Annotated in this window: 22 protein-coding genes and 1 pseudogene; 3 read left to right on the top strand and 20 right to left on the bottom strand. The window is 37.6% G+C overall.

What is annotated here, in order from left to right:
* Positions 1-35 precede the first annotated feature (35 nt).
* The 15 genes from J7E52_RS01770 to J7E52_RS01700 form a co-directional block, all read right to left on the bottom strand.
* Positions 36-1,652 (bottom strand): amidohydrolase, encoded by a 1,617-nt coding sequence (locus J7E52_RS01770; RefSeq protein WP_214743418.1) that lies wholly within the window; start codon positions 1,650-1,652, stop codon positions 36-38.
* A gap of 18 nt (positions 1,653-1,670) precedes the next feature.
* Positions 1,671-3,014 carry an APC family permease gene (locus tag J7E52_RS01765; protein ID WP_214743417.1) on the bottom strand — a complete coding sequence of 448 codons (1,344 nt, stop codon included), beginning with the start codon at positions 3,012-3,014 and terminating at the stop codon, positions 1,671-1,673.
* 427 nt (positions 3,015-3,441) lie between these two features.
* Positions 3,442-4,341, bottom strand: a complete 900-nt coding sequence (locus J7E52_RS01760; protein WP_214743416.1) for a carbon-nitrogen hydrolase — start codon at positions 4,339-4,341, stop codon at positions 3,442-3,444.
* 34 nt (positions 4,342-4,375) lie between these two features.
* Complete coding sequence (locus tag J7E52_RS01755; protein ID WP_286197357.1) at positions 4,376-6,001, bottom strand: amidohydrolase; 1,626 nt, start codon at positions 5,999-6,001, stop codon at positions 4,376-4,378.
* Between the two features lie 27 nt (positions 6,002-6,028).
* Positions 6,029-7,384: an APC family permease gene (locus tag J7E52_RS01750; protein WP_214743415.1), complete on the bottom strand. Its 1,356-nt coding sequence runs from the start codon at positions 7,382-7,384 to the stop codon at positions 6,029-6,031.
* A gap of 238 nt (positions 7,385-7,622) precedes the next feature.
* Positions 7,623-8,456 (bottom strand): carbon-nitrogen hydrolase family protein, encoded by an 834-nt coding sequence (locus tag J7E52_RS01745; protein ID WP_214743414.1) that lies wholly within the window; start codon positions 8,454-8,456, stop codon positions 7,623-7,625.
* A gap of 249 nt (positions 8,457-8,705) precedes the next feature.
* Positions 8,706-10,049, bottom strand: a complete 1,344-nt coding sequence (locus tag J7E52_RS01740; RefSeq protein ID WP_286197356.1) for an MFS transporter — start codon at positions 10,047-10,049, stop codon at positions 8,706-8,708.
* Positions 10,050-10,486: 437 nt separating this feature from the next.
* A complete protein-coding gene (locus J7E52_RS01735; protein WP_214743413.1) occupies positions 10,487-11,254 on the bottom strand; it encodes an IclR family transcriptional regulator in 768 nt (255 codons plus the stop codon).
* A gap of 147 nt (positions 11,255-11,401) precedes the next feature.
* A complete protein-coding gene (locus tag J7E52_RS01730) occupies positions 11,402-11,863 on the bottom strand; it encodes a flavin reductase family protein (protein WP_214743571.1) in 462 nt (153 codons plus the stop codon).
* A complete protein-coding gene (locus J7E52_RS01725; protein WP_214743412.1) occupies positions 11,863-12,684 on the bottom strand; it encodes an FAD synthetase family protein in 822 nt (273 codons plus the stop codon). Before J7E52_RS01725 ends, J7E52_RS01730 begins: the two co-directional genes overlap by 1 nt.
* Before the next feature lie 574 nt (positions 12,685-13,258).
* Positions 13,259-13,975, bottom strand: coding sequence for a cupin domain-containing protein (locus J7E52_RS01720; protein ID WP_214743410.1), 717 nt, complete (start codon positions 13,973-13,975; stop codon positions 13,259-13,261).
* A gap of 1 nt (position 13,976) precedes the next feature.
* Positions 13,977-14,654, bottom strand: coding sequence for a DUF2848 family protein (locus J7E52_RS01715; protein WP_286197355.1), 678 nt, complete (start codon positions 14,652-14,654; stop codon positions 13,977-13,979).
* Complete coding sequence (locus J7E52_RS01710; RefSeq protein WP_214743408.1) at positions 14,651-15,442, bottom strand: carbon-nitrogen family hydrolase; 792 nt, start codon at positions 15,440-15,442, stop codon at positions 14,651-14,653. The genes J7E52_RS01715 and J7E52_RS01710 overlap by 4 nt, the downstream gene beginning before the upstream one ends.
* Before the next feature lie 28 nt (positions 15,443-15,470).
* Positions 15,471-16,937: a 4-hydroxyphenylacetate 3-hydroxylase family protein gene (locus J7E52_RS01705; protein WP_214743406.1), complete on the bottom strand. Its 1,467-nt coding sequence runs from the start codon at positions 16,935-16,937 to the stop codon at positions 15,471-15,473.
* A gap of 468 nt (positions 16,938-17,405) precedes the next feature.
* The gene (locus J7E52_RS01700; protein ID WP_214743404.1) at positions 17,406-18,077 is read right to left on the bottom strand and encodes a GntR family transcriptional regulator; all 672 of its coding nucleotides are present in this window, start codon (positions 18,075-18,077) and stop codon (positions 17,406-17,408) included.
* Between the two features lie 555 nt (positions 18,078-18,632).
* Between J7E52_RS01700 and J7E52_RS01695 the strand changes: the two genes are divergently transcribed.
* The gene (locus tag J7E52_RS01695) at positions 18,633-20,045 is read left to right on the top strand and encodes a PQQ-dependent sugar dehydrogenase (protein ID WP_214743403.1); all 1,413 of its coding nucleotides are present in this window, start codon (positions 18,633-18,635) and stop codon (positions 20,043-20,045) included.
* 80 nt (positions 20,046-20,125) lie between these two features.
* Here the strand turns inward: J7E52_RS01695 and J7E52_RS01690 are convergent, their stop codons facing one another.
* From J7E52_RS01690 to J7E52_RS01680, 3 genes and pseudogenes are all read right to left on the bottom strand, one after another.
* A complete protein-coding gene (locus J7E52_RS01690; RefSeq protein WP_214743402.1) occupies positions 20,126-20,680 on the bottom strand; it encodes a hypothetical protein in 555 nt (184 codons plus the stop codon).
* Between the two features lie 177 nt (positions 20,681-20,857).
* Positions 20,858-21,247 carry a cupredoxin domain-containing protein gene (locus tag J7E52_RS01685; RefSeq protein ID WP_214743401.1) on the bottom strand — a complete coding sequence of 130 codons (390 nt, stop codon included), beginning with the start codon at positions 21,245-21,247 and terminating at the stop codon, positions 20,858-20,860.
* A gap of 125 nt (positions 21,248-21,372) precedes the next feature.
* Positions 21,373-21,719: pseudogene (locus J7E52_RS01680) on the bottom strand (group I truncated hemoglobin).
* 409 nt (positions 21,720-22,128) lie between these two features.
* Between J7E52_RS01680 and J7E52_RS01675 the strand changes: the two are divergent.
* Both J7E52_RS01675 and J7E52_RS01670 read left to right on the top strand, forming a co-directional pair.
* Positions 22,129-22,875: an ABC transporter ATP-binding protein gene (locus J7E52_RS01675; protein ID WP_286197353.1), complete on the top strand. Its 747-nt coding sequence runs from the start codon at positions 22,129-22,131 to the stop codon at positions 22,873-22,875.
* Positions 22,872-24,836 (top strand): ABC transporter permease, encoded by a 1,965-nt coding sequence (locus J7E52_RS01670; RefSeq protein WP_214743400.1) that lies wholly within the window; start codon positions 22,872-22,874, stop codon positions 24,834-24,836. Before J7E52_RS01675 ends, J7E52_RS01670 begins: the two co-directional genes overlap by 4 nt.
* A 22-nt stretch (positions 24,837-24,858) precedes the next feature.
* On the opposite strand, the gene J7E52_RS01665 is transcribed toward J7E52_RS01670, so the two are convergent.
* On the bottom strand, positions 24,859-25,857 hold the full coding sequence (locus tag J7E52_RS01665; RefSeq protein WP_214743399.1) for a sensor histidine kinase: 999 nt from the start codon (positions 25,855-25,857) through the stop codon (positions 24,859-24,861).
* A complete protein-coding gene (locus tag J7E52_RS01660; RefSeq protein ID WP_214743398.1) occupies positions 25,854-26,528 on the bottom strand; it encodes a response regulator transcription factor in 675 nt (224 codons plus the stop codon). Before J7E52_RS01660 ends, J7E52_RS01665 begins: the two co-directional genes overlap by 4 nt.
* Positions 26,529-26,792 lie beyond the last annotated feature (264 nt).

Here is a 26,792-nt window from a genome sequence, read left to right as displayed (position 1 = left end):
CCCATTATGCTCCATTACATTTAAGCATATTTGTCTTATTCAGGATCAGTGAAGATGATTTCACCGTCCATGATTGTCATTTTCACTTTCGTTTCAGGTATCTCCTCAAGCGGAACCGCAAAAAGATCACGGTCGAGGACAACGATATCAGCAAGCTTCCCCACTTCCAATGTCCCTAATTCATGTTCTCGGAATGTCCCGTAAGCTGAACCGATTGTATAAGCTTTTAATGCTTCGGCCAATGTGATTCGTTCATGCGGATGCCACACTGTTTTTCCACTGCTGTCGATTCTGGTTACAGCACGATAGATTTGTAGAAGCGGATTAAGGATATCAACTGGGAAGTCGGTCCCGAATGCCAAGTTCGCACCGGCTTTTTTCAATGTATTAATTGAAAAAACATGCTTTTCTCTTTCAGTACCAATTCGATCAGTATAAACACCTCGTTCAGACATCGCAAAATGATCTGGCTGCATCGAAGCCGTCACGGCAAGCTCTTTGAAACGATGGATATCGTCTGGATGAATCACTTCGATATGCTCGATGGAATGACGTGAATCACGCTTACCGTTCACTCTTTGTGCTTCTTCATAGGAATCTAAAGCAAGACGAATCGCTCCATCCCCAATCGCATGGAAACGAATGCTAAAGTCCTCTTTATCTGCGTCAACTACCCACTTTTTTATCGTCTCAGGAGGGAAAGTCGCCTCCCCGCGTGTTTCTGGTTGATCCGCATAAGGTTCGAGTAAATAAGCCGTACGAGCCGTAATGACGCCATCGATAAATTGCTTCAGCCCTGACACACGGAGTTTATCGGATTGGTATGTATCCCGTAATTGTTTGACATTTTCAAAGTTGCCATTTAAAGCAGGCCATAAATGAATACGCGCTGTTAACTCTCCTTTGTCTTCAAATTCTTTGAAAAGGTCATGATCATTGAGAATTTCCATGGATTCCATTGCAAATAAATCGTGAACTGAAGTTACTCCTAAACCGGCAGCATGAGCAAGGAAATTCGTAAACAGCTCTCTTTTTTGTTCTTTTGTAAAATCATAAGCATGGCGGATCACCGCATCCATTGCTTTTTCATATAAAAGTCCATTAGGTTCTCCGTTTTCATCTTTTCCGATTATACCGTAAGCCGGATTTTCTGTATCTCGAGTAATGTCAGCAATCTCTAATGCTTTCGTATTCACCCATACAGAATGTGCTTCAGCGTGAATCATAAGCGCTGGACGATCGGACAGGATACGATCCAATGAATGGCGAGTCGGTAATTGCTGAGTATCCCAATAACCTGCATCCCATGTCAAGCCAATTACCCATGAATCTTCCGGTCGTGATTCGGCGAATTGACGAATCATTTCTAACGTTTCCTCTTCAGAACGGGCCGAGAATAAATTGACACTATTCATCGCAACAGCCCCATCCATCATATGAAGGTGGAAATCATGAAAACCCGGCATGATGAATTGATCGTTAAATTGATAGATTTTCGTATTCTCGCCTAAATAAGGTTTAACCTTCCCTTCAGAACCAACCGCAATGATTTTGTTGCCCTTAATCGCAATTGCAGCAGGTTCAGGTTGGTCGGAAAGCCCTGTAAATACAGCATTACTTGAAATAAGTATATCAGCTATTTGTTGACTCATATCAATCAATCCCTTCTATTATTTGGCCTCTTCAAAAACAAGCTCCGGCGGGGGCTGCCTAAACATATTCGTAAGATTTAATAGGTATAAAAATCCCAACGCAAGCCAAACTCCACCCAGTATAAGTGAATGGATGTCTAATTTCACAAAAAATAATCCTGTAAGCGAAGCGCCAATTAACGGAATAATAAGATACCGAATGGTTCCCATAATGGATCTCTGTTTTTTTTGGAAAAAAAAGTGTGCGATAACAGAAAGATTAACAAAGGTAAAAGTAAGCAATGCTCCAAAATTTATGAGAGAAACGGCAAATGTAAGACTTAAGAAAAGTGAACTAAAAGCAATGGCTCCTATGATTAATATGTTAAATACAGGTGTATGATATTTAGGAGAAAGATATCCAAATATTTTGACAGGAAGTACACGTTCACGTCCCATTGCATATAAAATGCGGGATGCACTCGAACCAGATGCAATCGCTGATGCAAAGCATGACATGGTTCCTTCTGCAAGCATATAACTTATCAAAAAGTTACCACCTACATACATGGCAATTTCCATATAAGCTGATTCCGGGTTATTAAAAGATTGGTAGTCTGGCCAGACAATCTGTAAAAAATAGGAACCGACAATATATAGGGCCCCACCAATGATTGTAATGAGATAAATGGCCCTTGGTATAGTTCTTTTAGGATCTTTCGCTTCCTCAGATAGTGTCGTTACGGCATCAAATCCTAAAAAAGAAAAGCATAAAACAGGAACTATGGACATGATGTCCGGCATATTTGAATTTGAATCAATAAAAGGAAGTATAGAAAAAAGTGTTCCTGCTCCTTGACCATTTAGAAGACCCTTAATTGAAAATACGGTAAAAAGGGCAAATGTTCCGAATTGCAAAAACAGTATAACTGTATTAAACTTTGCTGCTACAGTGATTCCAAGAATATTTACGACCGTAATTGTAAGGATAAAGATAATAATCCAAAAGTACATAGGAATGGAAGGGAAATAGGCCTTCATAGCTATCCCTAAGAATAAGGAACTAATCATTGGGCTAAATACATAATCCAATAATATTGACCAACCTACAAGAAAACCAATATGCGGACTAAGGGACTTTTGTGTAAACGTATAAGCAGCACCTGCAGTTGGAAAGGCCTTCACCAATTGCGCATAGCTATAGGCTGTAAATAACATAACGAGTAAGGCAACGCCATATGCGGTTGAAATCATCCCATTTGTGCTATGGACAGCCACTCCATATGTTGCAAATAAAGTTGTTGGAGCCATAAAGGATAAACCAAAAAAAACAATGTATTTTAATGAAAGAGAACGTTTAAGAGTTGGTGAATCAGTATTCATTAATCAATCCTCCTTGTTCATACGTTACATCGTAACCATTCTTATTCAATACTGATTTAATTCTGCAGCCCTTCCTCCGCTCTCTTTCTATCGTATTTATTGTCCGACGGAACCGTTTTTCCGGATCTCTTAAAAATACATTCATAAAGAAACATTAGATGGCAAAGGTAGCAGAGCCGGTTATTATTTTACTAATGTCCTCGCCTGAACATAAACTAGGTGTCCATCAACAATCGTTCTATTAATCTATCTTCTTTTAAATTTCAGGCCAAGTATGCCCAATTTTGAGAAGAAGGATTGCGTAAGCCTTAATTACGATGTGGTAAGCGTAAAATAAGACAGCAATCCCTACTTTAAAAACAAATTCAGCTTGATGGAAATGTAATGGGATGTGATAAGAGAAAACACCTGCTTTATTTTTTAATGATTAACTAAACAGTGCTTTGTTTGTTCCCTTTTTTGAAGGGGATGGGGTCGGCAGTATTTCTTTTTGTAATATAGGGCCGTATGTATCGACACGACGGTCTCTAAAGAATTGCAGAATTTTTCTAGTCTCTTCTATTTCTTTTAAATCAATTTCTTGTACAATAATTCCTTCTTCCTCATCAAGTGAAGCTAAAATATTCCCGAATGTATCGCTAATGAATGAACCGCCGTAAAAATTCATGTCCTTTTCCTGGCCCACTCGATTTGTCGCAGCAACAAATACACCATTAGAAATGCCATGAGCGGAAATTGCCTTTTCCCAGGATGATCTTGTTGATATCTGGGGATGATCTGGCTCTGAACCAATAGCAGAAGGATAGAATAATATCTCTGCACCTTGTAAGCTCAAAATTCGGGCAACTTCTGGATACCACTCGTCCCAACAAATCCCAACTCCTATTTTTCCATAAGCCGTTTCATAGACAGGATATCCAGTATTGCCTGGAACGAAATAATATTTTTCATGATACTGGGGACCATCCGGAATATGATTTTTTCTAGTAATCCCTAAACATTCTCCATCAGCATCAAATACAGCTGCACTATTAAAATAAATGCCTGCACCTGCTCTTTCGTAAAAAGGTACAATCAAGACAATTGCCAATTCCTTTGCTAATTCACCCATTTCGGCTAATGTACCGCTATCTACATCTTCAGCTAAATCATAATTTTTCACACTAACCGTTTGCGGAAAATATTGCGAAGAAAATAATTCCTGTAAGCAAACGATTTGTGCACCTTGATTTACTGTTTCTTTTATTTTCTCTATCGTTTTTTGAATATTTTGCTCAATGAATTCTCCGCAATGAATTTGAATAAGACCAACTTTTACTTTTGACATTTTCTCACTACCTGCCTTTTTATATTTGTTTATCTTATACGGTTGTGATGACCTGGTTTTCATATACTATCTTTCCATCCATGATCGTCATCTTCACTTCTGTTTCAAGAATTTCCTCTGTTGATATGCTAAATAAATTTTTATTTAATACTGCGATATCCGCTATCTTCCCTGCTTCCAATGTGCCTAACTCTTTTTCTCTAAAAGACCCGAATGCCGGTGTAGCCGTGTAGTATTTTAATGCTTGTGCCAATGTTACTCCTTCCGACTCTTGCCACGCCTTCCCGGTTAAATCTTTTCTTGTGATTGCCTGATAAATACCCATCATGGGATTTAGGGGTACTACAGGAAAATCTGTACCAAAGGCAATTTTAGCACCAGTATCCACTAGTGTTTTAATAGGATAATAGAGAGGTTGTTGTGTTTCACTGATTCTGGCTGTATATGCCTCACTTTCCATTAATTCGATATGTTTAGGTTGAAAGGAAGCGATTACATCTAATTCCTTAAAGCGATGAACATCGTCTGGATGCAATACCTCCACATGTTCTATGACATGTCTAGCATCTCTTTCTCCATTTACGTTTCTCGCTTCTTCAAATGCATCCAATGCTAAGCGGACAGCACCGTTACCAATAGCATGGAAACGAATTTGAAATTTTTCCTTATCTGCCTTTTTTACTAATTGTTTAATTGTTTCAGCTGGATAAGTGGTTCCGCCTTTTGTTTCAGGACGGTCTTTGTAATGATCCAATAAAAAAGCAGTATGACTTGTCACAACACCATCTATAAATTGTTTTAATCCAGAAAAGGTGAGCCTGTCTGACTGATAATTTCTTTGTAATTCCTTTGCGGAAGCTAAATCCATTTTTAACTCCGGAGAAAAGTGAATTCTAGTTGTAAGTAATCCTTTTCTCTCAAACTCCTTAAAAATTTCAAGATCGTCTAATGGATTTGGCGCAATTTTAGCTCCGTATAAATCATTAACGGATGTGATTCCCAATCTTTTTGTTTCATTAAGAAAACCTTGGAATAGGTTTACACGTTTATCTTTCGGTAATTTGTATGCATGTTCTGATGCATACCCAATTGCCTGTTCAAATAGAAGGCCTGTCAGTTCCCCATTTTCATCTTTTCCAATTTCTCCATATTCCGGATCTGGGGTATCCTTCGTTAATTGAATCATTTCCATTGCTTTACTATTGATCCAAGCGTAATGCACTTCTGCATTGAATAATAAAGCAGGACGATCACTAATATATTTATCTAGTGTTTTTCTATGTGGCAGCACTTTGTCCTTCCAATTGGTATGATCCCAACCAACACCGAATATCCACTCATCATTTGGTCTCGTTTCAGCAAATTCACCCACTATTTTGGCTGCATCTTCTGCTGAAGCTGCATCAAATAATTTGGCACTATCCTTCTGTAAAATGCTTCCCATCATAATGTGCATATGAAAATCATGAAATCCCGGAATAATTAGTCCGTCTTCCATGTCATACACCTTTGTTTGATCTCCAAGGAATGACATTATATTTTCTTTAGAACCGATTTTAATAATTTTATTATCTTTAATGGCGATAGCTGCTTTTATTGGCTCATCTTGCAGCCCAGTAAAAACATGCTGACCAGAAAGAATGATGTCTGCACTTACCATTTTTATCCTCCTTGATGAATATAGCTTTTATGCTTGAATTTCTTTTTCAATCGCACTATCAATAGAAAGCTCTGGCGGCCGCTTACTAAACATTTTCGTATTTGAAAGCAGCATGATGAAACCAATCCCAAACCATCCTAGTCCGAGTAAGAGTGCCTTTGAATCAAGACTAGTCCATAACCAAATTGTGAAACTAGTGCCAATCAGCGGCAATATTAGGTATTTTAGTGTGTTAATTCCGTTTCGCTGTTTTTCTCTAATAAAATAATGGGAAATAACCGAAAGATTAACAAATGTAAATGCAACGAGCGCCCCGAAGTTAATAAAGGATGAGGCTGTCACTAAATCAACAAATAAAGCAGATAAAGCAAAAATACCCACTAAGATGATGTTGTGTGTTGGAGTTTGAAATTTTGGATGAATATGACCAAAAATTTTCTTTGGAAGAACTCCATCCCTCCCCATCGCATACAAAAGTCGCGAAACACTTGCATGAGCTGATAAACCAGATGCCAGCCCCCCGGTAATATATCCTGCTAGAAAAATAGATTGAAATAAATTACCCCCGATGTACATAGCAATTTCCAAGGAAGCGGAATCTGGATCTTTAAAGGCTTGGAAATTTGGGTAAACAAGGTGACTGATGTATGAGATGGTGACAAACAGACCTCCTCCTATTAATGCGACGAGGAAAATAGCCTTTGGTATTATTTTTTTCGGATTGATGGTCTCCTCCGAAAATGTGGTAACAGCATCAAATCCTAAAAAAGATAAACATAAAACAGAAGATCCTGCTAATACTAAAGATAGTGGTATATCTCCATTCACAAATGGAGAACTCATGAATAATGTTCCTGAACCCATTCCGTTAAGTAACCCTTTAATTGAGAGGAATGTAAATATAACTATTATTAAAAATTGACAGGCAACTAATAAAAGATTTATTTTTGTTGCTATTTTCACTCCAATTATATTTACAATGGTGATTAAAATGACAAAGGCAATTAACCAGACGGAAAAAGGAACGGAAGGAAAATATGCGTTTAAGTAAATAGCGATCAGTAATCCATTGATCATTGGCAAAAATAAATAGTCCAATAGGATAACCCAGCCCACTAGGAATCCAAGGTGAGGATTAAAAGCCTTTTGAGTGAATGTATATGCAGAACCGGCAACAGGGTAGGCCTTAACCATTTGACCATAACTATAGGCTGTAAATAACATACCAGCCAAAGCTATTATATAAGCAGCAGGCACCATCCCTTTCGTTATTTCCGCAACAACCCCATAAGTAGAAAACACTGTTGTAGGTGCCATATAAGCCAATCCAAATAGCACTAAAGGAAACACTGTTAACGAACGTCTTAATTTTGCATTCTCCATGTATCACTCCACCCTTATTCGTGATTAATTAACTAATATGCAAATACCATACCAAGTGGGGATTAATGGCATTTTCCCAACAATTGCAATATACAGATAATTCAATAAATTAAAAGGTTTATGCAATCTTACATTAATTATTTAAGATTGCATAATTAGTCGTTAGTCGAAGATGTCTCACCGCGTATTCCGGTTGATCCGAATAAGGGTCGAATTAAGCGACGAGCCGTAATTGCCCCTAAGACAGAGGGTTCAAACTATTGGATTTTAATTTCCCGAATTCCCTTTCCAATTTCCTTTGAAGGTCATTAAATAGCACCCTGCGCTCTTTCAGATAGTGATATTGCTGTCTACTCTCATGAATAAGCGACAAGTCTATCGATGCTGATAACACCTCTTCATCACGTCCCGCTTCAGCAATTACCCTTCCAAATGGATCAACAATAACGCTCTCTCCACAAAACGCAGTTTCCTCTTGCTGTCCAACTCGATTTGCCATAGCGACAAACATTTGATTCTCTTGCGCTCTGGCTTTAATGGCAAGACGGTGTACCGGACCATCCCAATTTCCATCTGTCAACACCAATAGCTCTGTCCCCATACTTGCAACTGCACGAGCCGTTTCAGGAAATTCTATATCGTAGCAAATGAGCAGACCGATATTTGTTCCTTGCCAACTGCAGCTCCGAAAATAATTTCCGGCTTTAACGGCAGAAGATTCGCCTGCCCACAAATGGGTCTTCCGATAAGAGAGCAATAATCCTGTCGGTCCAACCAAAACAGTTGTGTTATAAAGGTTTTCTCCCTCCTTTTCGTATAAACCAACAACAATTGAGGTATTAGATTTCCTCGCTTGACGTTCTAAATGTTTAACAATTGGTCCATTTAATGGCTCGGCTAATGTACGGCAAACCTCTTGTGAAAGAAATCCCGTAATAAATGTCTCAGGAAACACAATGAGGTCGTGAGAATGACCATATTTATCAACGACATTATCTAAACGAGTAAGATTGTTCTTAACTTTCCCTTCTTCACAACTGAGTTGTGCCAAAGCGATATTTACCTTTTTCATAATAAAAGCCTCCCTTTATTCGATGATAAAAAAACTCACCTAAAACAATACAATTATTGTGCCAATATTGATAAATCAAATAAGATTAAAGGCTTTCTACTTTGGTGTCGGTCCCTTTGATTACTCAACACCCTCGTCATCACCAACGTAAAGAATCTCGTCTTTCTCTCCCAACTTCACTCTCCATCAACTGTGTAACCGTCACCATTTTTAAAGATCAATCTATTTCCCTCTTAGAAAGACAATCCATTACCCGCTTATTTGATTATCTGTATCCTTTTCGCCTATTGTCTTATTTTCAGGGAAATGATTACTTTTACTTTGACTATTGCGGACAAATAATACTGAGATAAGAGATGCGATACAAAGAAATACTAAAAATAATGCAAGCGGAATCCAAGAATTATTGTAGGTGCCTACTAATATAGTCGCAATCATTGGGGCAGTTCCACCAAATAATGCAGAACCTGTTTGATAACCAAGCGTTATTCCTGTATAACCAACATTCGTACTAAACATTTCAGTAAACATTGTACCAATAGTCGCCGCAATTGGAGGCCACAGTATTCCTAAGCCCACTATTGAAATAACGTATAACCAAGGAGTGGATTGCAAAGAAAATAAATAAAAGTATGGAAAAGCAAAAAGAGTTATTCCGATGGTACCAATAAGAAAAACACGTTTACGGCCAATTTTATCAGATAACATTCCCATAAATGGCATGCAAATCGCTGTAACAATTGTTGCAACAGTAACTACATTTAAAGCTGTAGTCCTTGAAAAACCTTGTGTTTCTGTAGCATAGGATATAAAAAATGTGGAAAATAAGTAGAATGGGCCTACCTCAACGCATTTTGCACCTAAAGAAATTAAAACTGCCTTCCAGTGATATCGCAGTGTCTCAAAAAGTGGGATTTTTACAACGTTTCCTTTTTCTTTCTCTTCTTTGAAAGCCGATGTTTCCTCAATCCCTTTTCTTATCCAAATACCAATAACCACCAAAATCGCACTTAGTACAAATGGCACTCTCCATCCCCATGAAAGAAATTGTGATTCTGGAAGTAAACTCATTAATGAAATAGAGAGTGTCCCAAGTAACATCCCAAGAGGGATACCCATTGCGGGAAAGCTTCCAAAAAAGCCACGTCTATCTTTAGGTGCAGATTCAACCGCTAAGAGTATTGCCCCTCCCCATTCTCCGCCAAGTCCAATACCTTGAACGAGACGAAAAAAAACAAGAAGGATTGGTGCCCAAAGCCCTATCATGCTATATGTTGGAAGGAGTCCAATACATACAGTAGAAACTCCCATTAATAAAAGTGAAAGCACGAGAGTATTTTTCCTGCCAAACTTGTCTCCCAAATGACTAAAAACAAGGCCGCCAAGTGGTCGTATAAAAAATGTAATACCAAATGATGCATAAGCAAGCAATAAACTTACAAACGGATCATCATTAGGAAAATACAGTTTATTAAATACAAGTGCAGCAACGGTTCCATAAAGAAAGAAATCAAAAAATTCAATGGTACTGCCAAGTAAACTTGCAAATAATATCTTTTTTGATTTCTTGTCCAGTTTCTTTTTCCCACTCAATTTAACGCACCTCCGGATTAGTTACGTTCCTGGATGTGGATTCTTGGATGTGGATGGCTTGCTGATCTTCTTCCAATTTCCATTAATAGAAACCATCATTAATAACGGACTAGGTCACTTCCCCAATAAAGAGAGTCTGATTTCCTGCTACTTGTTTACTCTTCACCTTGTATATGAGGTCAAATTCTAACCCTTTCGTCTTCTTTAGTTTGTCCTGTAAGATGCATGATGCTAACTTCGTACCTCTAGAATTGCTTTCTTATTCGTCATCATCTTGAACATGCAGTTAATGAGCTTCCAATTTCATAAGTATTCTGTATAATGTATGATGTATACACAATACATTATAAAAATACCTTCAATAAAGACAATAATCGTTCTGGTGAAAAAGCTTAGACAATCGCAATTTATCTCTCAACCGTGGACATATTGATATATCAGCCTAAGCAAAGACATTTATCGGTATATCCAAATTCCCGTGAAATCTCGAGTGCTGCACCCTTAACCTTTTCAACCAATGGAGGCAGCAAATCCTTTTGGTAATTCACCTCAAGACCAGAAACACTGATGCCCGCTATGATATATCCTTTGTTATTAAAAATAGGAGCGGCTACTGCAGATATATAATTTTCAAGTTCCGAGTGACTGGCCGTAAATCCCGTTTTTTGAGATTCTTCTAGAAGAATACGAAGTCTCTCTTTATCTGTAATCGTTCCAGATGCGATCGGCTTCAATTCGATTTGCTCTAAATATTGTTCCCGCTCATACTGCGGCTGAAAAGCGAGAATGACACGAGAACACGCTCCCGCATAAAGCGGTGTTCTCCGGCCAATTGCCGTATAAAGCCTTACATGCTGTTTTGTATCCAGTTTTTCGATACAGATTGCCTCATTGCCATCTTGTACGAGGAGATTAACAGCTTCCCCTACCTTATCATGAAGTTTTTGCATAATCGGCAAAGCTACCTCCCGAATATCGAGGCGTGCGGCTACTAAATGGCCAAACCGAAGAAATAACAGGCCAAGTGAATACTTTCCATCTCTATCTTTGTCGAGAAGACCCATCTCTTCAAGTGACATTACCATTCGATAAACAGATGTTTTAGGTATCCCTGAAAAATGCACGATTTCATTAAAACTTAGCTTTGAATGCGTCAAGAAAAGATTAAGGATATCCATTGATCTGACGACTGTCTTATTTTGCATGAGTTTCCCCTCCTTAACAAAACAAGACGCGCTTTTTCAAGAAAGCTTTACGGTCTATTAAGAAAACTAGTACGCTCCACGTTGGGATTCAAACCTTTCCACACAACTTTAACTATCAAACTCCAACAATAATCCTGCCATAAACCGTTAGCTGAGTATTTTGCCGTATTTCCCTTCATAGAAGGCTAGTGGTGCCCCTTCGTTAATGACGAGTTCCGTCACTTCTCCTATAAAGAGTATATGGTCCCCAGCTATTTGTTTACTATGGACCTTACATACGATGTTTGCTAAAGCATTTTTTATTATCGGCAGTTCATTTATCCAACCAAATTCAATCTGACGTTTTACTTTAATCTGCCCCGCAAAATGCATGGATAACTCTTTTTGAGCATCTGACAATATATTTACAGCAAATTTTCCAGATTCATTAATTTTATCTAGCATTTTAGCATTTTCGCCTATGGATATTAAAACCAATCTTGGGTTAAGGGAAACTGACATAAATGCATTCGCCGTCATACCATGTGCTTCATCCTCTAAAAGTGTTGTAATGACTGTTACTCCTGTAGCAAATTTCCCCATCGCATTTCTAAAATTTCTATCATCCATCATTTCATAACCTCCTTAAAATTTGAACTGCACTGAGACTCTGACTCAAAATGTATCTGTTTTAAAAATTTAACTGTCACTTCTTCCACAACACCTCCCTTCAGCATTTCTATAATTTGACCGCTTATTTCATCATTTCTCCTGCTGGACCCATATCTTATAAATAACCCATGACAAGTTCTGTTCCGGTTTTTGATTTCTACACTATATACACCTGGTGCAGGCAGGATATACTTATTTCCGGTATAGATTTCCATATTTTTCTTTTTCTCGTGTTTATGTCTATTTGAACTATAAACGACCCCTTTAATTTGAAAATGATGTCCCATATAGTAGGGAACAAGGTGGACATCTCCGTCCCTTACTATTTTCCTAATTAAGGTTGAACTTATTTTTTCGTCATTATGTACCTGTTTTGAAATGACGGTTACATCAAAAGGGTTGTTTTTGCTCATTTTTTGCAAATAATCAGCAGTCCCCTGAGCTTTATTACCAAAGGTAAAGTCAAATCCTACCACTATGTGTTTAGCTTGAAGACCTAAAACATATTGTTTAATAAAATCAGATGGCAAAAGGGAAGCAAATGATAAATTAAACTTTATGACAAAAAGCTTGTCCACTCCAATGGCTGCCAGTCTTTCAATCTTTAAAGCTAGGGGAGTTAAATATCTCCAATCTTTCTCCAATTTGATTACATCATTTGGATGTGGATCGAAGGTCATCACCGTGAATTTAAGATTGTCCTTTTCGGCTATTCTCTTGGTCTTCTTTAACAAAGATTGATGACCTAAATGGACACCGTCAAAAAAACCTAATGCCATTACGTGGGGTTCCCTTGGATACCGGGATTCCTTTAGTGGATGTACTAAATGGAAAACTTCCAACCTGCTTCACCTTCTCCGTCATCAAGATAATTTATGTAATACTGGACCTCAAAAACCTTGCATCCGTTTGGTAACTTCCAAGAATCATGTTTCGTTCCCGATGGACGGACATCAAGCATTCCTGTAGGTAATTCTAAGTCAAAAATTGAACTTTCCAATAATCATGAATGCGCACTCCATAGTTAAAGATTCCAAGTTAGTACACATGGTGAAGTATCATAAGCACATATTTCAGGCAAGAGAATCAAATTCTTATCCTTCAACTGATCTAGTCACTTACATTTCCTTATCCTTTTCTGTGTAATGAATTCTGTATACACAATTCATTACACAGAATATTCAAAATACTCACTTCCTGAGATCATCCAATTATCAATTTGAGCATTCAGCATTTGGCTCCTGCGTAAGAATGTATCAGAGATAAAAGGCTCCTCGTTGTTTGATGTCACGAGAAGCCATTTGATGGATTACCAAATTCTTATAGGAATGCACGATCCCATTACATACCTGTTCATTGTTCCTTGGAGTAGTAACGGACCTCGAAAATCTTACAGCCATCTGGTGATTTCCACGGTCCATGCTCCATCCCGGGAGGACGGCAAGCAACCATTCCTGCTGTAAATTCCTCGTTTAGTCGTAAATCGATTAAAGATCCTTCAATAATATATAATTCTTCCCAAAAATCATGGACTTGCACTCCATTAGGCGAGGTATCTGTCCCTGGACCGTTTTGAAGAATTCTTGTAGCAACTCCTGTAGTAGGGTCAGAAGCTATGATTCTTTCAGAAAGGCTCTTAACCTTACTAAAAGGCTGCGCTTCAAAAGTGTTATGATCGACAAATTCATGTTCTTCCTTTTTCTGATCTGCATAATAGCGAACTTCGAAAATCCTGCAACCATTAGGCGATTTCCATGGTCCATGCTCCATCCCTGGAGGACGGCAAGCAACCATTCCTGCTGTAAATTCCTCATTTAGACGTAAATCAATTAAGGATCCTTCAATAATATATAATTCTTCCCAAAAATCATGGACTTGCACTCCATCTGGGGATGTATCAGTACCTGCCTCTAGTTCAAGAATGCGAGTTGCTACATTAGTATCTGGAATCTGCGCAATAATTCGTTGAGATGCACCTTCTACAGTTTTTGAAGGAACAGCCTCAAAGGTTTTATACTCAACAAATTCAATTTCTGGTTTTCTATCAATTTCTATTTTTGATTTTTCCATGTCAAACTACCTCCGCATCCGTTAAAATATGAACTTGATAATTCAATTGAATTTTGTTATTTGTTAAACGATCATATAATTCTGCTGAAAATGCTTCCCCATAAATAAATTCACCATTTTTAATCGGTAATGTTCCGCAAAACACAATCATATTCTCACTATCATATCCACGTTCCTCGATAATTTTGAGCAATTCTTCAGGATGCAGGAATTCTCCTAGTTTGCCTGTTTGGTACTCTTTTTTCACCCCATCAACAATCATCCAGCTTCTCATTTCAATGTCATCCCATCGATCTTTTACGTCATCCAAGGACCAAAATTGTGTTGAAATAGGCTTGCTGCATACTTGTTTGGATTTCTGAATAGACACTTTTTCAAGCCCGCGGTCCGTGTGATCACTGCCTAGTCCTAAATACCATTTCCCTTCAATTTTCATGATGACCACTTCTGCTTCTCCGCTGCTACTTTCTTGAATAACTGAAATTGAGTTACTGGTCGTAATAAGATTTGTTGAAAGATCGTAAATCATCGGAACTTGTGGAGGAGCTGGAACGCCGATCTCCTTCAATTCATCAATATGTTTTTTTACAGATTCCTGGTCTTTTCCCGTATAGCCGGCAATAAGTAATCGTTTAGGGTCTGCGACAATATTTCTTCCACAAACATTAATGTTTATCAACTGAATTCCTCCTGTCTATCTAAAACTCGGTGCTTCAAATTAGGGAATACATCACGAATTTTAGTAACCTGAGATGGATCAATCTCTGTTTTAATAATAGTTTCTTCATCTCCTCCAGCAGCCACAACAATCCCCCATGGGTCAACCACTTGACTATGGCCAGCTAAAAGGACGTCATTAGTATTACCGACGCAATTACTTGAAATCAAGAAACACTGGTTTTCCAATGCTCGGACTGAATTGAATAATTTCCAATGCTCCAGCCTTCTATGCGGCCAGGCAGATGTAACAAGAAGTAATTCTGCTCCTAAATCCACTTCTGCACGATACAATTCAGGAAATCGCAAATCATAGCAAGTTGATAAGCCAACTTTCCCGAATTCTGTATCTACAACAGTTGTTTCATTTCCTCTCGTCAATATTTGACCTTCTTTTGAACCATAACGGAATAAATGCATTTTTCGATAGGTGCCTATAAGTGTCCCATCAAGAGAAAATAGAACACTAGTGTTGTAGTATTTTCCATTATTTTTTTCTATAAAACTGCCTGCAAATATATATGAATGAACTTCTTTGGCCTTTGAGGAGAATCGTTGTACAAAATCCCCATTCAATTCTTCTGATTCTTCAATATAACGATCAAATGAAAAGTACCCCGTTGCCCACGTTTCAGGCAAAACTATTAAATCTTGTCCTTTTAATCCATCAATCATTGACTCCACACGATCTATGCGAGCAGATTTAGATTCACTATCTTTAATCTCTAATTGTATTGATGCAATTTTCATTTCTGCAACATCCTTTTCTTTATATTTCTTATATTAGTTCTTTCACCTGAGTGGGAAGAGAATAGCTTCCTAAAAATTTATCCACCATTTGAACTGGCTCATCATAGCCGTAATTTCTAAATGAAAAGCCTTTCGTGACGAAGGGTGCACCATTATAGAACATTTCATACTGTTGATGCCTGCCACCGAATTCTGAACCAATGATATCCCATACTAACTTAAATAGTTTAATTTTCTCCTCAGCCCCAACTCCCGTAGAACGTATATATTGATACATATCATCTTTCGTTTCAGGATTGATGAGTTCTTTATATGAAGATGGTAATTGTAAAACACCTCCACCGCATAGCTCCCTTAAGATTTTAATAGTGGAAGCATAGATGGTTTCCTGTTGACCCACTACACCATAAAGAAAACGTGGATTCGGTCGTGCCACACCGTTTTTGTCGATGATACAATTATATTCAGAAGCTAAAAGATTACCTTCTACAGAAGCCGCAATAGAAGCAAGTTCCCCTAATTTCTCTTGGACTGAAGGGATTTTATCAATTCCATTCATAGCAGAAACCTTTCGAGCAGCACCAATCAAAAATTTCAATTTAGTGCTAAATCTTATTTGCGCTTGATTATTGCCTAATACGTGAGCAGGTGTTTCATGGAACTGGGCTCTCACGATGTCAATATTTTTGTAAACAAAAATATCTTGCCAAGGAATAAATACATCGTCAAAAACAACTAATGAATCACTTTCATCAAAACGAGAGGACAATGGGTAATCAAACGTGCTTGGTGATTTTTCAGCATAACCAGGCCTCGCATAAAATTTTAATCCTTTAGCATGAATCGGCAGTACAAAAGACAAAGCATAATCTTCATCACCAGGTCTGAGTGGTGTAAGGCAACTTACAAATAAGTAATCTGATACTGCTGATGCAGTACCGAGCATTTGAGAACCCCGAACAATAATTCCGTCCTCTCTTTCTTCGTACACTCCAACCGGGAGAAATTTATCTTCCTGCTCATGAGCTGCTTTACTTCGATCAATTTGTGGCGGAATAATTACGTATGTTACATAAAGATCCTCATCTCGCACATGTTTATAGAAATTCAAAACATTATTTCCATAACCTTCTCCTCCACGATCAAACACTTCGGGTGAGCTGGCAAACGCAGCCAAAAAGCTGGCCACGTGTTCAGGACTTCTTCCGACAAATCCACAAGTTGCTTCAGACCATTTAGAAATCGCCAATCTTCTTTCTTTAAGTTCTTCCTGACTCCTTGGAATCATATAAATTTTATTTGCTAGTGTACCGTCCTCAGTTTTGTATATCATATTCTGAGATTCATCCCATGCTAAATCGTATAAGCCTGCGATGGTATTTGTAATTCCTGTAAAAGCTGGGTGGGTCGTAACATCCTGTACTCGTTCCCCATTTATATAGATTGCCCTATCATCTTTCAATGACTGTAAATATTCTTTACCTGTTCTAACCATACCTGATTCCTCCTATATGTTTGAATAAGTACATGTTCTAAAACAAGAAACGATTTAACAGCTTAACAGGCGAACCTTAATTGTATTGTGTATGGTGTATTATGTATTATGTATACATTAAAGGCTTTGCCAATTCCAATCATGTAATTATGGTAGGTAAAGACATGACATATCGACCTTCATATCCTTTACTCTTTACCTATGAACATTAACGACGGGTAAACGCTTTCATTTGCAATGAACTATAGACGGATCTTCCAACACTATGGCTTACTATCTAAGCAAAAACCAAGGAAAAAGCATTCGGAAGAATTTTCACAAGGCTTTTGCTCTAAAGGTGAAAAAGAATTGGTTTGACCTTGAGTAAAAATCATCAATTTCATAGGCTGAAGTTTATTCTAATTCCCGGAGTTTAGTAAACTGCCTTTTACTAGGAGCAATCCCTCCCTTCAAGCATTTGATAGAAAATCAGGAATTATCAACAATAATTAATGTTTCTTTTGTTTTTTCTAAATGGTTTAAAATCGCCTGTGAAGCCAGTTCGGGATTTTTCTCCTCTAAGGCTTGGATAATCTGAGTATGTTCCATTAAAACATTTTTCATTCTCCCATGTTTACTGACTGCTTTTAAACCCATAAGCTGAGTAAGGTTATGAAGATTGTTCAAAACTTGCTCTATTATGGTGAAGTTTGCTAGCCTTGTCAGCGAGATATGAAATTCATGGTCCAGCCTGATAAAACTAATAGCATCATCATTTTGCAATGCTTCTTCTTGTTGCTTCAGAATTAATTTAAGTAACCTCAGTTGTTCAGGTGATGTAATTTCTTTTGTTAGTTTTTTCACCGATTCAACTTCAATAGCACTTCTTAGTAAAAAGATTTCATCCTGTTCCTCTGGTGTAATCTTTCTTACCGTTAAACCCTTCCTTGGAATGGAAACAAGCAATCCTTCCTTCACCAAATCTTGTATAGCTGCCCTTACCGGCGTCCTTGAAGTATTTAACCTTTCCGCTAATTGAACTTCTGTAAATATTTCATCACTGGTAATACCACCAAATAAAATGGCTTTTTTTATTTGCTTATAAACTTTATCTTGCGTGGTTTTTTCCTTTTCGATTGGTTTTAAATGAATTCCTGCCATATTAATCCGTCCTTTTTGATAAGTCTTTACAATATGAACAATTTGAATCTATATGATTGGCTAAAACTCCATATGTGTTATGTATACATAATACATAACAACTTAGACATAAGTCAATAATATATTTTTTATTTTTCAGAATTTTCCCAAACCGGCCAGCGCCTTTGTAATTTTCATGAAACGCAAAGTCATTTAGCCTTATGGAAGTCAAAACCATGTTTTTTATCTTATTTTTTCTTTCCTTTATACAGCCATAATCATACAAACAATAGAAACACCATACAGGCTCAAACTGCTAATCAGTAATATATCACTTAACTTGTACTCAATTATTTCAATTGCAGCAAATAAATGGAGTCATAACTCCAACTATGGCTGACGTAAAACTAAAAAATTCCACTTATTTTAGTTCAACTAACGCACTCCTACAGTTTAATTACGCTCGTGCGGAAAGTGGTGCAATGCCTTATCAGATTCCCCGGGCTAATTTGGTACTAATAGATAGTACTAATCATATTCTTATAAAAGAAAACAATAGGAAGGATGCGAAGTCAGTTGATAAAAGTTACGGTTGGTTTACAGCCCATTGCAAGTAAGTTAAATTTACCTACTGTTTTGAAAACAACCATACTTCCAGGTGACTCAATTGAAAAATTATTTATTGCAACCCAGGTAGGAGAGATCTTTTACATAGGAAATGGAGATATAAGGACTTTTTTAGATATTCGCCCGCGAATCCTAAAACTAGGTGTTTCTGGTGGCGGATATGATGAACGGGGATTGCTAGGGCTAGCGTTTCACCCCGAATTTTATTATAACGGTCTGTTTTATCTTCATTATTCAGTAGCTGGAACACAAGGACCAGGTGCTATTCCTGAATCTTTTAAGCCTAACCCGTGTGATCCTAGAACCTTAAACCTAAGGTGGATAAATAGGGAAACTCAATATGATCATATTGATACAATTGAAGAATGGACTTTACACACGAATGGTCTACCCCAAAAAAGACGGACATTACTTAACTTAAGAAGACCATTTTCAAATCATAATGGGGTCAATAGTTTAAACTTTTCACCTGAAACAGGAAACCTTGTTTTAACAACCGGAGATGGCGGATCAGGCTATGATCCATTTAACTTAAGCCAGGACGATCTGGAAATCGCCGGTAAAATAATTGAAATTGATGTAGGTAAGAATATATCCATCAATGATCCACCCATTGTCACACGTTTTAATGAACTTCCCACAACTATTCAGGAAACGCTCATGGTAATGGCTAAAGGGGTTCGCAATTTACCAGGCATTTCATTTCAAAGGTTTTATAATCAATATATTAAATATGCGGGAAATGTCGGCCAGAGTTTGGTCGAGTCGATTTTTTCATTCGTTCATTATAAACCAATACCGGTTACTCAGCTTGTTCAAGCTTCTTTCATGAATTCTGAACCTGACAAAGAAGGATTTATTAACTTTGGCTGGCGGGGTTGGGAAGGTGCTTTTCCTGCTTCGATTATAAGAGGCTGCAATGATAATCCGACTTTGGATGAGAAAACAATTGCTTATTACAATGAAGCAATAACACTTTCAGGGAGTCGTCTTCAGCCTTTAACTAGTTATTTTCATAAAGATACCAGACCCGATAAGTTTGGAGGAACTGCACTTACAGGAGTGCAAGCCTATATGGGAAAAAGAATCCCTGGTTTAACAGGAAGCGTTGTGTTTACCGATCTTGCCCGGAAAGGATCTCAACCTCAGGTTAGAGGTGCTTTAGCTTATACCATCGTAAAACCAAATGGTGAACAAAATGATTTTAGTGTGATACAAACCGATTATGATTTTGGGTCCCAATCAGCCTATTATGTTAGTTTGGGAACGAATCTGAATCAAACCAGATTATATTTAGCGGTTTATGGCTCTATGAAAGTGACTGATTTTAACCAAGGCGCTGTTTTTGAAATAATTCCATGAATCTAAACTATAAAATTCTACTTAATTTGGACTTACATGGCTTTAATGAATCGAGATTAAAACCAAGTGATGGAGAATCACTAAATTATAATCATTTTTAATCTTTTAAAAATGATTAAAGCAATTTCAACCCATAACCAGCTATAAATGAAAGCAAATAAAAAGCCTGTTGTAAGAAATGAAAAGGAAACAGAGACGGCTGGACCTAAAACTGGAAAGTGAAAAATAAATATTAGAACCATAATTCCTAACATTAAAAGAATTGCTCCAGTAGCAATAACACTTAATCTCTTCCTAAAAAAGTAAAAAGATGCCCCTATGCCAAGTCCTAACAATCCTGTTGTAAAAGGAAATACAATCAGTTCAGTTGGCTGTAGGATGAATAACAACATAATGGTCAGAAAGTAGGACATTACTCCAAATGGAATGGAAAACATGGAACATAACAGAATAGGTGCAGTGGCCAGCGGACTTATAAAATATCCGATACCTGGAAAAATGCCAGCAGCTGCCTGCAGAATGGCAGCAATACAGGCAAAAATAGACCCTAAAATGAGCTTCATCGTTTTTTTATGTTTATTGAATATTATTTGAGATAAACGAACCTCATCAGAAATAGGTTTAAAAAAGTACATCTTTCCACCTCATTCTAAATGGTTTATACGTTACGATACATTATATTACCATTCATTAGAGGTGGAACAATTAATAATCCAAACATCATTATCCTGTGAATGTAAAATAAGCTTAATAAAAAATCTCTCTAAAACTTAATCGCCTATTAAAAAAACAAGGCCTTTTGGCCCTGCCTCTTATTCGACTATTACTTTCCCAACCATTCCTTCCTGGAAATGGTACCGGCATATCAGTTCATATGTACCGGGCTGTTTCGGATTCACGTCAATGTTTTTTTCTTCACCTGGTTGGACCTCAACGTCAATTCCGAGCTTTTCCAGTGTGAAGGTGTGCTCTTTACTGCCTTTGTTTTTCAATATCAACGTTGTGGCTGTTCCATTCGGAATAGTAATGACTTTCGGATTAAAGAAATCATCGTTCAATTCGACCTCAATCGATTTCCTCGTCTCCGTAGGCTGTGTTACAACACCGGATTCGGCAAATACGCCGAGTGAGCCTACTGTTGTCACAACTAAAACCATTGCAAGCACAACGACCAATCTTGTTACCCACTTTTTCACAGACATTCGCAATCCCTCCTTTCTTAAACACTATTTTTTTCTAATTCATAAAATATTATTACTATTAATTTGGTTGCTTCAGGAGCAGCTAGTCAGCTCCTGAAGCAAAGCACCTGTTAACTCAATAACAATTATTTATACAAAATATCATCTTTTAGTGTAGCAACTTTAGTTAAAGCTGTATCTATGTCAGATTGGTTCACTCCAAAGTGAGATGTTTTACAATGGCATTAAAATGGGCTGGTTGCAGATTCAATCCTTGGTGAGCTTTTGCCATGGATTGTCCAGAATATTGTTTTGGACCACCTAATGCAAAACTAATGAATTTTGTTTGATGACGGTGTTGTTTTTCCATATCGGTTTTTTCAAAAAAATGATTGACTGTATCATCCTTAAGGACCGACTCGGAGTAAAAATAGTCCACAATTTTTGCTATCGCTTCTTCTCCGCCAACTTTTTCATAAAGTGTTTGTTCCATATATACACTCCTAATTTGTAATTTTATAGAAGTATTAATTTCTTTTTTATTCCAATCTCTTTCATCCAAATCCCTTTATTAAGCTGCCCCCCCACCTATGTTCACTATAACTATCCTTCCAAAGCAACCTCCCATAATGAAGTGAAGAACCCGTTAGTTCATTAGAAAATGATTGTCATTAATCGCTCCCTTTCACTGAAGAAGGACTCGGTTATATTCAACTTGTTGCTACCAAGCTGCTGAATATGCATAATTGATTTAGGGAATTCCAATTATTGCATTTACTGTTCTCTGATTTTTTTTATATTCAAATTGCAATGTGACAAAATTGTAATCTTACTTCCTGTTACATCTATGGTGGGAAAAAAGGATGAATTTTATAGTATGTAACATGAGGAGGAGATTTACGTTGAAAAAAGTATTACAAACTAAAAACCTATCTAAATCCTATGGAAATGCACAGGTTTTAAAAAATATTGACCTGACCATTACTTCGGGTGAATTTACGGCTATTATGGGGCCTTCCGGTTCAGGAAAAACAACACTGATGAATGTGCTATCGACAATTGATAAATTTTCTGGCGGGGAGGTCTGGCTTGAAGAGCAGGCCCTGTTGGATTTAAACAAAAAAGCATTGCGTACATTTCGCCAAGAACGAATGGGGTTCATCTTTCAAGATTACAACTTGCTTGATACTTTAACGATTAAAGAGAACATTCTTCTGCCCCTTTCATTAAGGAAATTTTCAACGGATGAGATGGAAAGACGGCTGAGACCAGTCATTCAGGCATTGAACATAGAAGAAATTCAGGATAAATACCCTACAGAAGTTTCAGGTGGTCAAAAACAACGGGCCTCATCTGCGCGCGCCATTATTACAAACCCTGCGATTGTCTTTGCAGATGAACCTACAGGCGCTCTTGATTCCAGATCAGCAACACAATTATTGGAACAGTTATCGAGCTTGAATGAAACGTTCCAAACGACTATTCTTATGATTACACACGACTCCTATGCAGCAAGCTTCTGTAAACGAGTTATCTTCTTGCGAGATGGAGGAATCGTAAACGAGCTTTATAAAGGCGACCAAAGTCAAAGTGACTTCTTTAATCGAATCCTTCACATCCAGAGTGCCATGGGAGGGAATCAAAGGTGAACTTACTGAATATAACGTTCCGGAACGTTCAGCGTAATTTCCGTGTTTATACGATTTATCTATTTGCCATGATTACAGGTGTGATGGTCCATTTCACCTTCTCATCACTGATGTATAACCAGGATATATTGGATGTACTCAATAATAAGGAGAGTTTTCAAACGGGGGTGTCGATTGCCTCGGTGGTCATCTTCCTCTTTATCATTTTCTTTATTCTTTATGCTAACTCTTTCTTTATGAAGCAAAGAAAAAAGGAATTTGGACTCTATTTGCTTCTAGGTATGAAAGAAAGCCAGATTACACGAATGGTTTTCGTTGAAAATTTGCTCATTGGATCATTCTCGCTTGTAATTGGAATACTTCTTGGCGGTCTACTGTCCAAGTTTTTCGGCATGGCATTAATGAACTTAATGCAATACGACAATGTCATTACGCTAAATTTTCCTTATCAAGCGATCGGCTCGACAATCATCCTGTTTCTCTTGTTAGCGATCATCGCAAGTATCCAAAGTTTCTTCATGATCAGTCGCGTACAGCTTGTGGAGTTGTTTCATGCCAAAGAAAAAATGGAAAAACCGATACCTTCTTCGTTCATTATGGCAGCTTTTTCGTTAGTGTTATTAGCAACGGAATTCGTTCTGATAAGCCGGGGCAAAGAATCAAGCATATGGCAAGAACACGCAACTTTTGCCATGATTGCTGTCACAGTCGGCATGATCGGCGGAACGTATTTGTTCTTCCGCCAGTTCTCCGGCTGGCTGCTGCAAAAGATCCGCCAGAAGCATAATTTCCATGAAGGCAATCGGGTATTGTGGATCTCGTCATTGCGCTTCCAAATAAGGTCGAATACGTTAAACCTTACCTTCATCTCTTTGTTCAGTGCGACCATTATTTTCTTGATTGGATTCGTTTCGATCAATTATGCTGTCCAGTTTGAAGCTGTCGGCAGGAATTTACCGAATGATATTGCGTTTCAGTCATTGGATGATGAAACAAACGAGAAAATTGACGCTAAAATAGAAAATTCCGGCCACTCAATAGAGTATCACAAAACTTTGGAAGCTATAGTAGGAAAGCCAACTACAAACATGGACCTTGCTTTTGAGAACCCTGAGTATTTTACAAAGGATGTTTTCCTTTTTCCAGAAAAATCATATAACGAAATCATCTCATTGCGTGGAAATCAGGAGGAAATCCATTTAGAAGATATGGAAGCTGTAACTCTGTCACAAGGAATGGATTCCCCAAAATCCTTCCCCTCCGGTCAGTTTCCAAGTTTTAAAGTGAGTGTAAATGAAGATATCACTCTAAAACTAATAGAGAAGAAAGATTACGCATTATTAGGCTGGGCCAGCGACCCTGTTCAATCCATGTTATTAAAGCCCGCAGTCCTGATCATTTCAGATGAGGCTTATCAAAACTTAAAAAGCAAAGCCAAAACGATCCCTTTTGAAATTTATGAAATCGAAAATGAGAAGCAGGCTGAATCCTTATCAAGTGATATACATGCCATTGTTACGAAGAAGCCCGACACTTACTATTCTTCATTTGCTGATGTGTATTCAAAGCAAATAGAAGGTTCATCTTTAATGTTATTTGCAGCTGCTTTCCTGGCTGTCATTGCACTGTTTGCATTGGCTAGCGTTATTTACTTTAAACAATTGCGGGAAGCAACGGAAGAACAGAGACAGTATTCCATTCTGCGAAAGATAGGGACCGCAGACCGTGAATTGAAAAGCGTGATTCGTAAACAACTTCTCTTTGTTTTCTTCCCTCCGCTAGTTTTAGGCATTCTGCATAGCTGGCTCATTTTAAAATACTATATCCTGGATTCTGTACAAGATTTTCCGCAGCTTACTTCGATGCTCTGGTGCATCTTTGCTATGTACTTCGTGATTTATGTATTGTTTTATCTGTCTTCTGCGAATCTCTACTACAAAATCGTAAATCAGAAATATTAATTAAAAAACGCAATGGACTTCATCAAGGTCTCATTGCGTTTTTTTGCATAATGAAATAGGGATCGACATTTTTAGGAAAGTGCATGACAAATTCGGTATACAAACCTGTTTCAGAGGTGCATGTGATATAGTGACCAAGTTTATTGGATAACTGCTGTGCTAAATATAACCCCATCCCTGTCGATTTTGTGTAGGTACGCCCGTTGGATCCTGTAAACCCCCTATTGAATATCCGTGGTAAATCCGTTTTTTCTATACCAATTCCATTATCTCTAATAATCAGCTGCTTTTCTTTTAAATCGGAACCTGTCTCAATCTTTATTTCTCCTTCTTCTTTCGTATACTTCAAGCAATTTGAAATTAATTGATTCAGGATAAATTGCAGCCACTTGGGGTCACTTTGGATGGTGGTTGTTTCTATCTGTAACTGCAGGCGGATTTTCTTGGAAATAAATGTTTTGGAATGAGTTTTTATGACCTCTTTCAGCAATAGGTCCAAATCACAATTCTTGATGTCATAGTCTTGATTGAAGTTATCCAACTTTGCATAATAAAGTGCTTGATCCACATAATGCTCTATCCTAGATAGCTCATCATGAAAGCTTTTGGCATCGATCTCTGTCTGCTGCATCAATCGCAGCACTGAGATGGGTGTTTTGATTTCATGAAACCACGATACAATAAAATCGTAATACTCGTTTTGTTTCTCATGAATCAGATTAAGTGACCTTATTTGTTCCCTTTCCTTCTCTTCAATCAACTGCTGTAACGAGGCTGCCTCTAAAGAAAGGTTCTCATGATCTTCGTCGCCCATGGCTCGGATCGCGCGTACATTCTGCTGATACCGGTACAAAAAGAAAAAAATCAATACGAAAAGAGTCAATACACCAGCATATAGAAAAGTGTTCCAGTTCCATGTCATATTGGGGTCAGTGTGATAAACGGCAGAAACCATACAAAAGACAAAAACCATTAAAAAGATATAAGGCTTCTCATGTTTTAAAAATTGTATGAACCTCATTCGATCAGATACCCCATTCCTTTACGTGTCACAATAAAGTCTTCTAATCCAATTCCAGAGATCTTACGCCTTAATCGATTTACATTAACAGTCAGTGTATTGTCATCGACAAATTGTTCATCATTCCAAAGAGCTTGCATCAAGTCATCTCTTGAAACAATTTTCCCGATTTTGCGCATCATCAATTGCATTATGATGAACTCATTACGTGAAAGTTCAATGGTCTGTTCCTCAAATTCGATAGTTGAGTTTGTTACATGCAATGACAAGTTCCGGTGCGTTAATTTTAAGTTATGTCCATTTTGATAAGTATAGTTCCTGCGTAGCAATGCACTGATTTTTGCTACAAGTACATCTAAATCAAATGGCTTCTGGATAAAATCATCCCCTCCCATATTAATGGCCATGATGATATCCATGTTTTGATTCCTAGAGGAAAGGAACAGTATGGGCACACTTGAGATTGCACGGATCTGCTGACACCAATAAAAGCCATCGAAGGTTGGCAAATTTATATCCAATAGTACCAAATCAGGCTGGAATTTCTCAAAATCATCTAAAATGTGGTCAAACTCCATAATCCCCACAACGTCATATTTCCACTTTGTTAGGGTATCCGCCACTATGTTTCTAATCTTTTCATCATCTTCAATTATCATAATTTTAAACATAACAATCTCCTATTCATGGACTGAATCGATAAAGGTTTAACATGCTTTTTATATTTTTATATCATCATGCTAATTATTCCAAACTCCTGTCATTTATACAATACGTCACTCCAGAATATGGCCCAAACAAAGAAACTATAGATATGAGATGCGATAGTGACTCCTTAGAAATCCCACTTTGGGTATCCTGCTGTTTGAAAACAAACCCGAAAAGCAGGAGCATTCATCACCCATTAGTAGTTATTAATTGCTACAATCGCTTCT

Source organism: Bacillus sp. ISL-34, from assembly GCF_018613325.1.
GTDB lineage: Bacteria > Bacillota > Bacilli > Bacillales > DSM-1321 > Peribacillus.
This window is presented reverse-complemented; position numbering and strand designations above follow the sequence as displayed.

Coding starts and splice junctions, on each gene's coding strand:
- J7E52_RS01765 (WP_214743417.1), bottom strand. CDS start 3,014: ATGAATACTGATTCACCAACTCTTAAACGTTCTCTTTCATTAAAATAC.
- J7E52_RS01720 (WP_214743410.1), bottom strand. CDS start 13,975: ATGGAAAAATCAAAAATAGAAATTGATAGAAAACCAGAAATTGAATTT.
- J7E52_RS01730 (WP_214743571.1), bottom strand. CDS start 11,863: ATGGATGATAGAAATTTTAGAAATGCGATGGGGAAATTTGCTACAGGA.
- J7E52_RS01710 (WP_214743408.1), bottom strand. CDS start 15,442: ATGAAAATTGCATCAATACAATTAGAGATTAAAGATAGTGAATCTAAA.
- J7E52_RS01755 (WP_286197357.1), bottom strand. CDS start 6,001: ATGGTAAGTGCAGACATCATTCTTTCTGGTCAGCATGTTTTTACTGGG.
- J7E52_RS01735 (WP_214743413.1), bottom strand. CDS start 11,254: ATGCAAAATAAGACAGTCGTCAGATCAATGGATATCCTTAATCTTTTC.
- J7E52_RS01700 (WP_214743404.1), bottom strand. CDS start 18,077: ATGGCAGGAATTCATTTAAAACCAATCGAAAAGGAAAAAACCACGCAA.
- J7E52_RS01750 (WP_214743415.1), bottom strand. CDS start 7,384: ATGGAGAATGCAAAATTAAGACGTTCGTTAACAGTGTTTCCTTTAGTG.
- J7E52_RS01690 (WP_214743402.1), bottom strand. CDS start 20,680: ATGTACTTTTTTAAACCTATTTCTGATGAGGTTCGTTTATCTCAAATA.
- J7E52_RS01745 (WP_214743414.1), bottom strand. CDS start 8,456: ATGAAAAAGGTAAATATCGCTTTGGCACAACTCAGTTGTGAAGAAGGG.
- J7E52_RS01665 (WP_214743399.1), bottom strand. CDS start 25,857: ATGAGGTTCATACAATTTTTAAAACATGAGAAGCCTTATATCTTTTTA.
- J7E52_RS01705 (WP_214743406.1), bottom strand. CDS start 16,937: ATGGTTAGAACAGGTAAAGAATATTTACAGTCATTGAAAGATGATAGG.
- J7E52_RS01770 (WP_214743418.1), bottom strand. CDS start 1,652: ATGAGTCAACAAATAGCTGATATACTTATTTCAAGTAATGCTGTATTT.
- J7E52_RS01725 (WP_214743412.1), bottom strand. CDS start 12,684: ATGGCATTAGGTTTTTTTGACGGTGTCCATTTAGGTCATCAATCTTTG.
- J7E52_RS01660 (WP_214743398.1), bottom strand. CDS start 26,528: ATGTTTAAAATTATGATAATTGAAGATGATGAAAAGATTAGAAACATA.
- J7E52_RS01685 (WP_214743401.1), bottom strand. CDS start 21,247: ATGTCTGTGAAAAAGTGGGTAACAAGATTGGTCGTTGTGCTTGCAATG.
- J7E52_RS01760 (WP_214743416.1), bottom strand. CDS start 4,341: ATGTCAAAAGTAAAAGTTGGTCTTATTCAAATTCATTGCGGAGAATTC.